Origin of the sequence: Streptomyces zhihengii (assembly GCF_016919245.1) — a bacterium.
Lineage (GTDB): Bacteria > Actinomycetota > Actinomycetes > Streptomycetales > Streptomycetaceae > Streptomyces > Streptomyces zhihengii.
In genome coordinates this window covers 2753033-2766257 of the sequence record NZ_JAFEJA010000001.1, presented here as the reverse complement: position 1 = coordinate 2766257, position 13225 = coordinate 2753033, and the positions used below count along the sequence as shown (strand labels likewise).

Here is a 13225-nt window from a genome sequence, read left to right as displayed (position 1 = left end):
GCATGGACGCTGACGCCATCGAGGAAGGCCGCCGTCGCTGGCAGGCCCGTTACGACAAGGCCCGCAAGCGGGACGCGGACTTCACCACGCTCTCCGGGGACGAGGTGGAGCCGGTCTACGGCCCGCGCCCCGGGGACCACTACGAGGGCTTCGAGCGCATCGGCTGGCCCGGCGAGTACCCGTACACCCGGGGCCTGCACGCCACCGGCTACCGGGGCCGCACCTGGACGATCCGCCAGTTCGCCGGCTTCGGCAACGCCGAGCAGACCAACGAGCGCTACAAGATGATCCTCGCCGCCGGCGGCGGCGGGCTCTCGGTCGCCTTCGACATGCCCACGCTCATGGGCCGCGACTCCGACGACCCGCGCGCGCTCGGCGAGGTCGGCCACTGCGGTGTCGCCATCGACTCCGCCGCCGACATGGAGGTCCTGTTCAAGGACATCCCCCTCGGCGACGTCACGACGTCCATGACCATCTCCGGTCCGGCCGTCCCCGTCTTCTGCATGTACCTGGTCGCGGCCGAGCGCCAGGGCGTCGACCCGGCCGTGCTCAACGGCACCCTCCAGACGGACATCTTCAAGGAGTACATCGCGCAGAAGGAGTGGCTCTTCCAGCCCGAGCCGCACCTGCGCCTGATCGGCGACCTGATGGAGCACTGCGCGCAGGGCATCCCCGCGTACAAGCCGCTCTCGGTCTCCGGCTACCACATCCGCGAGGCCGGGGCGACGGCCGCGCAGGAGCTCGCGTACACCCTCGCCGACGGCTTCGGCTACGTCGAGCTCGGGCTCTCCCGCGGTCTGGACGTCGACACCTTCGCCCCCGGGCTCTCCTTCTTCTTCGACGCACACCTCGACTTCTTCGAGGAGATCGCCAAGTTCCGCGCCGCGCGCCGGATCTGGGCGCGCTGGATGAAGGAGGTCTACGGCGCGAAGACGGACAAGGCCCAGTGGCTGCGCTTCCACACCCAGACCGCCGGTGTCTCCCTCACCGCCCAGCAGCCCTACAACAACGTGGTGCGCACCGCGGTCGAGGCGCTCTCCGCCGTCCTCGGCGGCACCAACTCCCTCCACACCAACGCCCTGGACGAGACCCTGGCGCTCCCCTCGGAGCAGGCCGCGGAGATCGCCCTGCGCACCCAGCAGGTGCTGATGGAGGAGACGGGCGTCGCCAACGTGGCGGACCCGCTGGGCGGTTCCTGGTACGTGGAGCAGCTCACCGACCGCATCGAGGCGGACGCCGAGAAGATCTTCGACCGGATCCGGGAGCGGGGGCTGCGGGCCCACCCCGACGGCCGGCACCCCATCGGTCCGATCACCTCCGGCATCCTGCGCGGCATCGAGGACGGCTGGTTCACCGGCGAGATCGCCGAGTCGGCCTTCCGCTACCAGCAGGCCCTGGAGAAGGGCGAGAAGAAGGTCGTGGGCGTCAACACCGCGACCGGTTCCGTCACCGGGGACCTGGAGATCCTGCGGGTCAGCCACGAGGTCGAGCGGGAGCAGGTGCGGGCGCTCGGCGACCGCAAGGCCGGGCGCGACGAGGCCCGGGTGCGGTCCACGCTGGACGCGATGCTGGCCGCCGCCCGTGACGGCTCCAACATGATCGGGCCGATGCTGGAGGCGGTGCGCGCCGAGGCGACGCTCGGCGAGATCTGCGGCGTCCTGCGGGACGAGTGGGGCGTCTACACGGAGCCCGCGGGCTTCTGACGGCGGTGCCGCGAGCGCCCGCCCGGGCCGTGCCCGGGCGGGCGCTCGCGGCGTTCGCGTTCCGGGCCCGCTCGGGGCGTTCCGGGCCCGGGCCCGCTCGGGGGCGTCCCCGGGGCCCGTACGCCCCCCCGCGTCAGCCGGAGAGCGCGCCGAGGCCGGAGAGGAGCAGCAGGGTGAAGCGGCGGGCCCACTCCGCGTCCACGGGCTCCGCGCTGACCAGGGTCCGGTGCACCACGGCGCCGGCGACCACGTCGAAGACCAGGTCGGTGTTGCCGGCCGCGGCCCGGGGGTCGTCCTCGTAGGGCAGTTCGCCGCGCTCCTGGGCGCGGCGGCGGCCGTCGACCACCAGCCGCTTCTGCCGCTCCACGATCGCCGAGCGGATCCGGGCGCGCAGCGCGTCGTCGCAGGTGGACTCGGCGACGACGCCCATCAGCGCCGTCTTGGTCTCCGGCTGTCCGAGCAGATCGGCGAACTGGAGGACCACGCCCTCCACGTCGGCGGCGAGGCTGCCGCGGTCGGGGAGTTCGAGTTCGTCGAAGAGGACGGCGACCGCGTCGACGACCAGTTCGTTCCGGTTGGCCCAGCGGCGGTACAGGGTGGTCTTGGCGACGCCCGCGCGGGCGGCGACATCGGCCATGGTCAGCTTCGACCAGCCCAGTTCCACCAGCGATTCCCGTGTGGCGCGGAGGATCGCCGCGTCCGCCTCGGTGCTCCGGGGCCGGCCGGTACGACCCTTACGCGGTGGTTCGGGGTGGCTTCTGCTGGACATGACCGAGACCATACCGGCCGGTAGGCGATTCCCTGTGAGGCAGTTCACCGGGTAAATCTCACACCCGTCCGGCCCCGGACAGATACGCTACGACGCGTAGCGAAAGCCCGTCCGCACCGGCCGGGCCGAGCGACGACCACAAGGCGCCGTGGTGGGGACCCGGCGCCGTACCGCCGGAACCTGCGTCCGGCTTTTCACATGTGCGCGCGGAGGGGGGAGGATGTACGCATGCAGCCAAGGAACATGTCCATGAGCGGCGTCGTCGACCTCGCCGCGGTGAAGGCGGCCGGTGAGGCCAAGGCCAAGGCCGAGCAGGCCCGCGCCGAGGCCGCCCGGCAGGGCGGCGGCGGTGCCGTGCCGCCCGCGAGCCTGGTGATCGACACCGACGAGGCGGGCTTCGAGCGCGACGTCCTGCAGCGCTCCACCGAGGTCCCGGTCGTCATCGACTTCTGGGCCGAGTGGTGCGAGCCGTGCAAGCAGCTCAGCCCGCTGCTCGATCGTCTGGCCCACGAGTACAACGGCCGCTTCGTCCTCGCCAAGATCGACGTGGACGCCAACCAGATGCTGATGCAGCAGTTCGGTGTGCAGGGCATTCCGGCCGTGTTCGCCGTGGTGGCCGGCCAGGCGCTGCCGCTCTTCCAGGGGGCCGCTCCCGAGGCGCAGATCCGCCAGACCCTCGACCAGCTCGTCCAGGTCGCCGAGGAGCGCTTCGGGCTGACCGGGCTCACCGTCGACGCGGACGGAGCGGCCCCGGAGGCCGCGGAGCCCGTCGCGGGCCCGCACGACGGGCTGCTGGGCGCCGCCATGGACGCGCTGGACGCCGGCGACTTCGACGGCGCCGTCCGGGCGTACGGGAACGTCCTGGCGGACGACCCGGGCAACACGGAGGCCAAGCTCGGCCTCGCCCAGGCCGAACTGCTGGGCCGGGTGGCGGGCATGGACGCGGGGGCGGTGCGCAAGGCCGCCGCCGACGGTCCCGCGGACGTCCCGGCGCAGATCGCCGCCGCGGACCTGGATCTCGTCGGGGGCCATGTCGAGGACGCCTTCGGCCGGCTGGTGGAGACCGTGCGGCGCACGGCCGGAGCCGACCGTGACGCGGCGCGGGTGCGGCTGCTCGAACTCTTCGAGGTCGTCGGACCCGACGACCCGCGGGTGACCGCCGCACGCCAGGCGCTGGCGCGGGTGCTCTTCTGAGACCCCGCCGGTCCGGATCGCGGACACCCTGTTGGCGTCACGTTGACAGCACATCTGACAACGGCGTCCCGTACGGGTGCTTCTGACGGTTTTACGGCGGTGGCGCCGCCTCGGTGCCGCCGCCGTTTTGGCGACACGGTGACAAAACGCGTGGTTGCTTTACCAAAACTTGGCAATCGGGGCGGCTGTTACTGCGAGTACTCCAACTCGGCGCATCTGTCCGGTTATCGCCTCCTTTCCTCCTTTGTGGTTCGTCACAAAGCGACACCCTGTGTACACGCTCGGCGTCAGCCAGTTGTGGCGTGGTTATCAGGCCGTTACTAGCGAGTAACGAACCCCCTTGTGCCAGGGCGGGTAATGGACAACGATCGGCGACGCTCGGTCCAATACCGCACCAGCCCGGCTCCCAGTCGTGCCGCGGTCCGTTGGGTCCCCACCGGGCCGGCCGGCGGCAGTGGCGCCGGCCGCGGACAGGGGGGTTCCTGCCGAACGGCGGGGCCTGTCCGACCGGTTGCGCGAGAGTGCGGCCAGTGGTTGTCGCTCGGGGGTGATCGCCGGTGTTCCGGACGCGTACGCGGCCGGAGGTACGGGCGCTCTCCTTCCCGAGGACGTAGCACTTCTCCCATCCCAGGACGGGCCGACGGTCCGGACCGGAGATGTACGTCCGAGAAGGAGGAAAGTCATGGAGTCTGTGGCTCGAGGCGGAACCAGATGGAAGCGGTTCGCCCTTGTCATGGTGCCGAGTGTGGCCGCGACGGCCGCGATAGGCATCGGCCTGGCCCAGGGCGCGCTCGCCGCGTCGTTCAGCATTTCCGGCCAGGAGTTCAAGGTCAAGGCTGACAGCCTGGCCGGTACCAACTTCGTGCAGTACGGCAGCGTCGCGTCCGGCAAGACCCTGGACGGCAAGGACTTCGCCGCTCCGGTGGCCGTGTCCGGGTTCAAGAGCGCCACCATCACGAACATGTGCCAGTCGGTCGTCACGCCCGACGTCCCGTTCCTCGGCAGCGTCAGCCTTGAGCTGCGTGCCGGTACGGACCCGAAGAAGCCGGTCGAGGCGTCCAACCTCTACCTGGATGTCTCCGAGCTCAAGGCGGACGCCGAGTTCGGCAACATCGACATCGGTGTGGCCGCGGGCTCGCTGGCCAAGAAGGACGGCGACCCGGGCATCCAGCCCGGGACCAAGGCCAACCCGTACGGCTTCGCCCAGCGCGCCGACACGGCCAAGCTGACCGGCGTCGAGCAGAAGGCGTGGGCGACCACCGCCGGCACCTTCAAGCTCAGCGGCCTGTCGCTCAAGCTCCACAAGGGCGTCAAGGAGTGCTTTTAAGGGCTGACGCCCCTGGGAACGGGCGGGTGGGCCCCCGTGGTTCCGCCCGCCCGTCCCCCATCACATCGCACCACCAGCATCAGGGAGCTTTTTCCATGAGCGCCGAGACTTCAGCAGCACAGGGGCGGGACGAGCACTTCCTGCGCGTATTCCAGCGGAGCTTTCGCACCTGGCGGGGCCAGCGGCCGTTCTGGGCGGGTCTGTTCACCATGCTGGGCGGGCTGCCGATCGCGTACCTGCCGTACGCGGACCTCCGCCTCGGCAACATCACCCTCGCGATGGCCACCACGGCCGGCGCCGGGTCCCTCATCATCGGCGTCCTCCTGGTCACGCTCGGCCTCACCATGTGGTTCCAGGCCCCCGTCCGCGTGTTCTCGGGCATCGCCGCGATCGTGCTCGCCCTGATCTCCATCCCGGTGGCCAACATCGGCGGCTTCCTCATCGGTTTCCTGTGCGCCCTGCTGGGCGGCGCCCTCGCCATCTCCTGGGCGCCGGGCAAGCCGGCCGCCGAGGCGGCCGGGCCGTCGGACACCGCCGAGCCGGCGGCCGGACGGCACCCCCTGGACGAGCCCGACCACAGGGACGAGCCGACCCTGCCGGCGCCGCGTGCCGACGAGGTGTACGACCCGAACGTGACCGGAACGACTGCCCACGCCGACGGCGGGAGGAACAGTGCGGGGTGACGAACTGCAGCCGAGCGCGGCTGACGGCGGTGAGATCCGCGAGAGAAGAGGGCCGCGCCACGCCGCCCCCCGGAAATCACTGCTGACCAAGCTCCACCTGCCCGCGACGAAGGCCGTGGCCCTGGCCGCGATGCCGACCGCCGTGTTCGTGGGCATGGGTCTCACTCCCAAACTGGCCCTGGCCGACAACAAGGACATCCCCTTCGCGCCCGGTCCGTGCGTGACCCGCTCGGACGAGCCGGTGGAGGAGGAGACGCCGAAGCCCGACGAGACGGCGAAGCCGAAGCCGACGCCGTCCGCGTCCCAGTCCGCCGAGCCCGAGCCCGAGCCCACGGCCGGCGAGACGGCTGGAGCCGACAGCGGTGAGCCCGCGCCCGCCGAGAGCGCCGCGGTGGACGCCGCCGAGCAGCAGAAGGCGTCCGAGGAGCCCGCACCGGCCCCGAGCGAGACCAGGAACCCGCTGGACCCGCTGGGCGTCGGAGAGGCCCTCAAGGACCTGTTCGACGGCATCGGCAAGGAGAAGGAGCCCGAGGCGACCCCGACGCCCTCCGCGAGCACCACGCCCGCCGAGGAGCCGTCCCAGCCCGCCGAGGAGCCCTCCGAGAAGCCGTCCGAGAAGCCGTCGGAGAAGCCCGCGGACCCGGCCGACGCGGCCAAGGACGCGATCAAGGACGCCGCCGACAAGGCCGGCGCCACGGTCGAGGAGCTGGACGAGGACGCCAAGGGTCTGGAGCCCCGGAAGGACGAGGAGATACCCGAGGGCGCCAAGCCGCGCTTCCCGTGTCCGACCGCCGACCCCGAGGCGCTCGCGGCCGCCGAACTGGAGCCGGGCATCCCGCTGCTCCCGGACGAGCCGTGGATCCTCGAGACCTCCATGCTCACCCTCACCGGGCTCGACTACCACGGCATCGTCGAGGTGAAGACGGGCAGCGGAAAGGTCAAGAAGGTCCTGAAGTTCACCGCCGACGGCGTGGACATCAAGGACCTGCACCAGATCACCGAGGGGCCGAACGGCACCAAGGGGCACGTGGAGGCCCGGTCCGGGTCGACGTCGACCATCCGGGGCGGCACGGTGACCATGTACACGGAGGAGCTGAAGGGCAACCTCTTCGGCATCATCCCGATCACCTTCAGCCCGGAGTCCCCGCCGCCGCTGAACGTCCCGTTCGCGATGTTCACCAACGCCAAGGTCCGTCAGGCCGGCCAGTTCGGCGGCACGCTGACGATCCCCGGCCTGCACAACTACATCGAGAAGTAGGCAGGCCCGTCGGCCCGGCGAGGCCGTCGCCCCGGACCACCGGGAGCCGCGAAAGAGGCCGTGGGCCGCACCCGTTCAGGGGGGTGCGGCCCACGGCCTCTTCGTACGCGGGCCCGCCGGGGCGGGGCCGTCAGGCCTTGTCGCCGCCGAGGTGGTGGACGCGGACCATGTTGGTGGTGCCGGGGACGCCCGGAGGGGAGCCGGCCGTGATGATCATGGTGTCGCCCTCGTTGTAGCGCTGGAGCTTCAGCAGCTCCGCGTCGACCAGGTCCACCATCGCGTCGGTGTTGTTGACGTGGGGGACCACGAAGGACTCGACGCCCCAGCTCAGCGCGAGCTGGCTGCGCGTGGCGGCGTCCGTGGTGAAGGCCAGGATCGGCTGCTGGGCGCGGTAGCGCGACAGCCGGCGGGCCGTGTCGCCGGACTTGGTGAAGGCGATCAGGGCCTTGCCGTCCAGGAAGTCGGCGATCTCCGCGGCGGCACGGGCGACCGAACCGCCCTGGGTGCGCGGCTTCTTGCCCGGGACCAGCGGCTGGAGGCCCTTGGAGAGGAGCTCCTCCTCGGCGGCGCTGACGATCTTCGACATCGTCTTGACCGTCTCGATCGGGTAAGCGCCCACGGAGGACTCCGCGGAGAGCATGACCGCGTCCGCGCCGTCCAGGATCGCGTTGGCGACGTCGGACGCCTCGGCGCGCGTGGGGCGGGAGTTGGTGATCATCGACTCCATCATCTGGGTGGCGACGATCACCGGCTTGGCGTTGCGGCGGCACATCTCGATGAGGCGCTTCTGCACCATCGGGACCTTCTCCAGCGGGTACTCGACCGCCAGGTCGCCGCGGGCCACCATCACGCCGTCGAACGCCATCACGACGTCCTGCATGTTCTCGACGGCCTGCGGCTTCTCCACCTTGGCGATGACGGGGACCCGGCGGCCCACCTCGTCCATCACCTTGTGCACGTCCTTGACGTCGTTCGCGTCGCGGACGAAGGAGAGCGCGACCAGGTCGCAGCCCATGCGGAGGGCGAAGCGGAGATCCTCGATGTCCTTCTCGGACAGCGCGGGCACGTTGACCGCCGCACCGGGCAGGTTGATGCCCTTGTGGTCGGAGATGACACCGCCCTCGACCACGATGGTCTTGACCCGGGGGCCCTCGATCTCGACGACCCGCAGTTCGACGTTGCCGTCGTTGATCAGGATCTGGTCGCCCTTGGAGACGTCACCGGGCAGACCCTTGTACGTCGTCCCGCAGACCGACTTGTCGCCGGGCACGTCCTCGGTGGTGATGACGAACTCGTCGCCGCGGACCAGTTCGACCGGCCCCTCGGCGAAGGTCTCCAGGCGGATCTTGGGCCCCTGGAGGTCGGCCAGGACGCCCACGGCGCGGCCGGTGTCCTCGGAGGCCTGGCGCACGCGGTGGTACCGCTCCTCGTGCTCCGAGTGGGACCCGTGGCTCATGTTGAATCGGGCCACGTTCATGCCGGCCTCGATGAGCGCTTTCAGCTGCTCGTAGGAGTCGACGGCGGGGCCCAGTGTGCAAACGATTTTGGAACGGCGCATAAGGCGGATCCTATCGGTTTGTTTCCCTGCGGAATATTCCGTCTGGTGGAATGTACAAATGGGCGCCCGCCCGCTCAGGCGTTCACGTTCGGGCGTTCACCCTTTTCACCAATTCATGCGTCTGACGGGCGATCTCCAGTTCCTCGTCGGTGGGCACGACGGCCACCGCGACCCCGGCGCCGTCCGGCGAGATCAGCCGCGCCTCCCCGGAGCGCACGGCGTTGCGGTCCGGGTCGACGGCGAGCCCGAGCCGGTCGAGACCGGCGATCGCCGCCTCCCGCACCGGCGCCGCGTTCTCGCCGACCCCCGCCGTGAACGCCACCGCGTCCACCCGGCCGAGCACGGCGTAGTAGGCCCCGATGTATTTCCGCAGCCGGTGGACGTAGACGTCGAACGCCAGCTTCGCCCGCTCGTCGCCCTCGTCGACGCGCCGGCGGATCTCCCGCATGTCGTTGTCGCCGCAGAGTCCCACCAGACCGCTCCGCTTGTTCAGCAGGACGTCGATCTCGTCGGCCGACATGCCCGCGACCCGCTTGAGGTGGAAGGTGACGGCCGGATCGATGTCGCCCGAGCGGGTACCCATCACCAGCCCTTCCAAGGGGGTCAGTCCCATGGAGGTCTCCACGCACCGCCCGCCCTCCACCGCCGAGGCGGACGCGCCGTTGCCGAGGTGCAGCACGATGACGTTCACCTCGGACGGGTCCTTGCCGAGCAGCCGGGCCGTCGCCCGCGACACGTAGGCGTGCGAGGTGCCGTGGAAGCCGTAGCGGCGGATGCGGTGCGCGTCGGCGGTCTCCACGTCGATGGCGTAGCGGGCCGCCGCCTCCGGCATCGTGGTGTGGAAGGCGGTGTCGAAGACGGCGACCTGGGGAAGCTCGGGCCGCAGCGCCTGCGCCGTCCGGATGCCCGTGAGGTTCGCCGGATTGTGCAGCGGCGCGACGGGGACCAGCCGCTCGATCTCGGCGAGCACCTCGTCGGTGATCACCGTCGGCTCGGTGAAGCGCAGCCCGCCGTGCACCACCCGGTGCCCGATCGCGGCCAGTTCGGGGGAGTCCAGGCCGAGGCCGTCCTCGGCCAGTTCGCCGGCCACCGCCTTGAGCGCGGCGTCGTGGTCGGCGATCGGCCCGGTCCGCTCGCGCGGCGCGGCCCCGCCGGCGAGCGGGGTGTGCACGAGACGCGACGTCGCCTCGCCGATCCGCTCGACCAGCCCGGTCGCCAGCCGCGCGGCGTCGCGCATGTCCAGGAGCTGGTACTTCAGCGACGACGAACCGGAGTTGAGGACGAGGACACGGGTGGCCGTCATGCGGAGTACTCCTGAGCCTTGGACGGGTCCTGGGACTGGATGGCGGTGATCGCGACCGTGTTGACGATGTCGCCCACGAGCGCCCCGCGGGACAGGTCGTTCACGGGCTTGCGCAGCCCCTGGAGCACCGGGCCGACGGCGACCGCGCCCGCCGAACGCTGCACGGCCTTGTAGGTGTTGTTGCCGGTGTTGAGGTCCGGGAAGATCAGCACCGTCGCCCGGCCGGCGACCTCGGAGCCGGGCAGCTTGGTCGCCGCCACCGAGGGGTCGACGGCCGCGTCGTACTGGATCGGGCCCTCGATGAGCAGATCGGGCCGGGAGGCCCGGACCAGCTTGGTGGCCTCGCGCACCTTGTCGACGTCCGCGCCGGAGCCGGAGGTGCCGGTGGAGTACGAGAGCATCGCGATCCGCGGCTCCACGCCGAAGCGGGCCGCGGTCGCCGCCGACTGGATCGCGATGTCCGCGAGCTGCTCGGCGTCCGGGTCCGGGTTGACCGCGCAGTCCCCGTAGACCAGCACCCGGTCGGCCAGGCACATGAAGAAGACGGACGACACGATCGCCGCCCCGCCCGCGGGCTTCTCCCCCGAGGGCGCGCCCGACGACGTGGTCTTGATGATCTCGAACGCCGGCCGGATGGTCGCGGCCGTGGAGTGCACCGCGCCCGACACCATGCCGTCGGCCAGGCCCTGGGCCACCATCAGCGTGCCGAAGTAGTTGACGTCCGTGACCACGTCGTGGGCCAGCTCCACGGAGACGCCCTTGTGGGCGCGCAGGGCCGCGTACCGCTCGGCGAATTCCTGGCGCAGCTCGGAGACGGCGGGGTCGACGAGCTGCGCGGAGGACAGGTCGACGCCCAGGTCGGCCGCCTTCTTGCGGATCACGTCCACGTCGCCGAGCAGGGTCAGGTCGCACACGTCGCGGCGGATGAGCACGTCCGCGGCGCGCAGCACCCGCTCCTCGGTGCCCTCGGGGAGCACCACCCGGCGCCGCTCGGCACGGGCCTGCTCCAGCAGCTCGTGCTCGAACATCATCGGCGTCACCCGCCCGCTGCGGGCCACCGCGAGCCGGTCCAGCAGGTCGGAGGTGTCCACATGGCGCTCGAAGAGGCCCAGCGCCGTCTCCGCCTTGCGGGGTGTGGAGGCGTTCAGCTTGCCCTCCAGGCCGAAGAGTTCGGCGGCGGTGGGGAAGCTGTTGCCGGCGACCGAGATCACCGGTGTGCCCGGCGCGAGGCGGGCGGCGAGGGTGAGGATCTCCTGGCTCGGCCGCTCGTTCAGGGTGAGCAGCACCCCCGCGATGGGCGGGGTGCCGGCGGAGTGCGCGGCGAGCGAGCCGACGACCAGGTCGGCCCGGTCGCCCGGGGTGACCACCATGCAGCCGGGGGTCAGCGCCGGCAGGAAGTTGGGCAGCATCGCGCCGCCGAAGACGAAGTCCAGGGCGTCGCGGGCGAGGCCCGAGTCGTCGCCGAGCAGCACCGTGCCGCCGAGGGCGTGGGTGATCTGGGCGACCGTGGGCGCGGCGAGCGCGGGCTCGTCGGGCAGCACGTAGCAGGGGACCGGGAGGCGGGCCGCGAGGCGCTCGGCGATGGTGTCCCGCTCCTCGGGGGCCACCCGGTTGGCGACCATGGCGAGGACGTTGCAGCCCAGCGCCTCGTAGGCGCGGTAGGCGTTGCGGGCCTCGGCCCGCACCGACTCCGCCGTCTGGTCCTTCCCGCCGACCACGGCGATCAGGGAGGCGCCGAACTCGTTGGCCAGGCGCGCGTTGAGCGCGAGTTCGTCGGGGAGCTGGGTGGCGGCGTAGTCGGTGCCGAGGACCAGCACGACCTCGTACTCCCGGGCCACCGACAGGAAGCGCTCGACGAGTGCGGACACCAGTTCGTCGGTGCCCCGCTCGGCCTGGAGGGTGGCCGCCTCGTGGTAGTCCATGCCGTGGACGGCGGACGCGTCCTGGGAGAGCCGGTAGCGCGCCCGCAGCAGCTCGAAGAGCCGGTCGGGACCGTCGTGGACGAGCGGCCGGAAGACGCCCACCCGGTCCACCTGCCGGGTCAGCAGCTCCATGACCCCCAGCTCGACCACCTGCCGGCCGTCGCCGCGGTCGATCCCGGTCACGTACACGCTCCGCGTCACGCGTGCTCTCCCGTCCCTGTGTCGTCGTCCGTCGTGCTCCACGGTGCCCGCCGCCGCCGGACGGCGGGGCCGGACGCGCGGAAACCGCCCCGGGGCGGCCTCGCCCTCTTGACAATACCCTCGCGTGTAGATAGGGCGCCCGCCGGGCAGAAGGGCGGGCGGGGAGCCGCCGGAGCAGCCGGAAGCGCGGCGCACGGCGGGCCCGTGGGAGAATCGGACCGGCTCACACGTTCGGCGAGGAGCAGGAGAGACAGCACGATGCGCATCGGCATTCTCACCGCAGGCGGCGACTGTCCGGGGCTGAACGCAGTGATCCGCTCAGTGGTGCACCGCGCCCTGACCGGGCACGGCGACGAGGTCATCGGCTTCGAGGACGGCTTCCGGGGGCTGCTCGACGGCCACTACCGGCCCCTCGACCTCAACGCGGTCGGCGGCATCCTCGCGCGCGGCGGCACCATCCTCGGCTCCACCCGCCTGGAGCGCGGCCGGCTGCGCGAAGCGGCCGAGAACGCGCCGGAGTTGGCGAAGCGCTACGGCATCGACGCGCTCATCCCAATCGGCGGCGAGGGCACGCTCACCGCGTCCCGGATGCTCGCGGACGCCGGGATGCCCGTGGTCGGCGTCCCCAAGACGATCGACAACGACATCTTCGCCACCGACCGCACCTTCGGCTTCGACACCGCCGTGATGGTCGCCACCGAGGCCATCGACCGGCTGAAGACCACGGCCGAGTCCCACCAGCGGGTGATGGTCGTCGAGGTGATGGGGCGGCACGCCGGCTGGATCGCGCTGGAGTCCGGCATGGCCGGCGGCGCCCACGGCATCTGCCTGCCCGAGCGGCCCTTCCAGGTCGACGACCTGGTCAAGATGGTCGAGGAGCGCTTCGCCCGGGGCAAGAAGTTCGCCGTGGTCTGCGTCGCCGAGGGCGCCCACCCCGCCGAGGGGTCCATGGCGTACGAGAAGGGCGAGATCGACCAGTTCGGCCACGAGCGGTTCCAGGGCATCGGCAACCGGCTCGCCGCCGAGCTGGAGCGGCGGCTGGGCAAGGAGGCCAAGCCCGTCATCCTCGGCCATGTGCAGCGCGGCGGCACACCCACCGCGTACGACCGCGTCCTCGCCACCCGCTTCGGCTGGTACGCCGTCGAGGCCGCGCACCGGGGCCAGTTCGGCATGATGACCTCGCTGCGGGGCACCGAGATCGTGATGGTGCCGCTGGCCGAGGCGGTCACCCGGCTGAAGACGGTGCCCGCGGACCGGATGTTCGAGGCGGAGTCCGTCTTCTGACCGGTGCGGGCGGCGCCGGCGGG

Annotated in this window: 10 protein-coding genes; 6 read left to right on the top strand and 4 right to left on the bottom strand. The window is 71.5% G+C overall.

The features are described 5' to 3' along the window. Nucleotides 1-2: 2 nt before the first annotated feature. Complete coding sequence (icmA, locus tag JE024_RS11215; RefSeq protein ID WP_205373443.1) at nucleotides 3-1703, top strand: coenzyme B12-dependent isobutyryl-CoA mutase large subunit; 1701 nt, start codon at nucleotides 3-5, stop codon at nucleotides 1701-1703. 133 nt (nucleotides 1704-1836) lie between these two features. Here the strand turns inward: icmA and JE024_RS11210 are convergent, their stop codons facing one another. Continuing rightward, the gene (locus JE024_RS11210; RefSeq protein ID WP_205373442.1) at nucleotides 1837-2472 is read right to left on the bottom strand and encodes a TetR/AcrR family transcriptional regulator; all 636 of its coding nucleotides are present in this window, start codon (nucleotides 2470-2472) and stop codon (nucleotides 1837-1839) included. A 228-nt stretch (nucleotides 2473-2700) separates the two neighbouring features. Between JE024_RS11210 and JE024_RS11205 the strand changes: the two genes are divergently transcribed. From JE024_RS11205 to JE024_RS11190, 4 genes are all read left to right on the top strand, one after another. After that, nucleotides 2701-3666 (top strand): tetratricopeptide repeat protein, encoded by a 966-nt coding sequence (locus JE024_RS11205; RefSeq protein WP_205373441.1) that lies wholly within the window; start codon nucleotides 2701-2703, stop codon nucleotides 3664-3666. Between the two features lie 682 nt (nucleotides 3667-4348). Next, entirely contained in the window at nucleotides 4349-4993 is a 645-nt protein-coding gene (locus JE024_RS11200) for a DUF6230 family protein (protein ID WP_205373440.1), read from the top strand. A 95-nt stretch (nucleotides 4994-5088) separates the two neighbouring features. Then, on the top strand, nucleotides 5089-5676 hold the full coding sequence (locus JE024_RS11195) for a DUF6114 domain-containing protein (RefSeq protein WP_205373439.1): 588 nt from the start codon (nucleotides 5089-5091) through the stop codon (nucleotides 5674-5676). Then, nucleotides 5666-6934, top strand: coding sequence for a hypothetical protein (locus JE024_RS11190; RefSeq protein ID WP_205373438.1), 1269 nt, complete (start codon nucleotides 5666-5668; stop codon nucleotides 6932-6934). The genes JE024_RS11195 and JE024_RS11190 overlap by 11 nt, the downstream gene beginning before the upstream one ends. Nucleotides 6935-7064: 130 nt before the next feature. Here the strand turns inward: JE024_RS11190 and pyk are convergent, their stop codons facing one another. From pyk to pta, 3 genes are all read right to left on the bottom strand, one after another. Further along, a complete protein-coding gene (gene pyk, locus JE024_RS11185) occupies nucleotides 7065-8492 on the bottom strand; it encodes a pyruvate kinase (RefSeq protein ID WP_205373437.1) in 1428 nt (475 codons plus the stop codon). An 82-nt stretch (nucleotides 8493-8574) separates the two neighbouring features. Beyond that, the gene (locus tag JE024_RS11180; RefSeq protein WP_205373436.1) at nucleotides 8575-9795 is read right to left on the bottom strand and encodes an acetate kinase; all 1221 of its coding nucleotides are present in this window, start codon (nucleotides 9793-9795) and stop codon (nucleotides 8575-8577) included. Then, nucleotides 9792-11918, bottom strand: coding sequence for a phosphate acetyltransferase (gene pta, locus JE024_RS11175; protein ID WP_205373435.1), 2127 nt, complete (start codon nucleotides 11916-11918; stop codon nucleotides 9792-9794). Before pta ends, JE024_RS11180 begins: the two co-directional genes overlap by 4 nt. Nucleotides 11919-12176: 258 nt before the next feature. Between pta and JE024_RS11170 the strand changes: the two genes are divergently transcribed. Beyond that, nucleotides 12177-13202 carry an ATP-dependent 6-phosphofructokinase gene (locus JE024_RS11170; RefSeq protein WP_205373434.1) on the top strand — a complete coding sequence of 342 codons (1026 nt, stop codon included), beginning with the start codon at nucleotides 12177-12179 and terminating at the stop codon, nucleotides 13200-13202. Nucleotides 13203-13225: the final 23 nt, after the last annotated feature.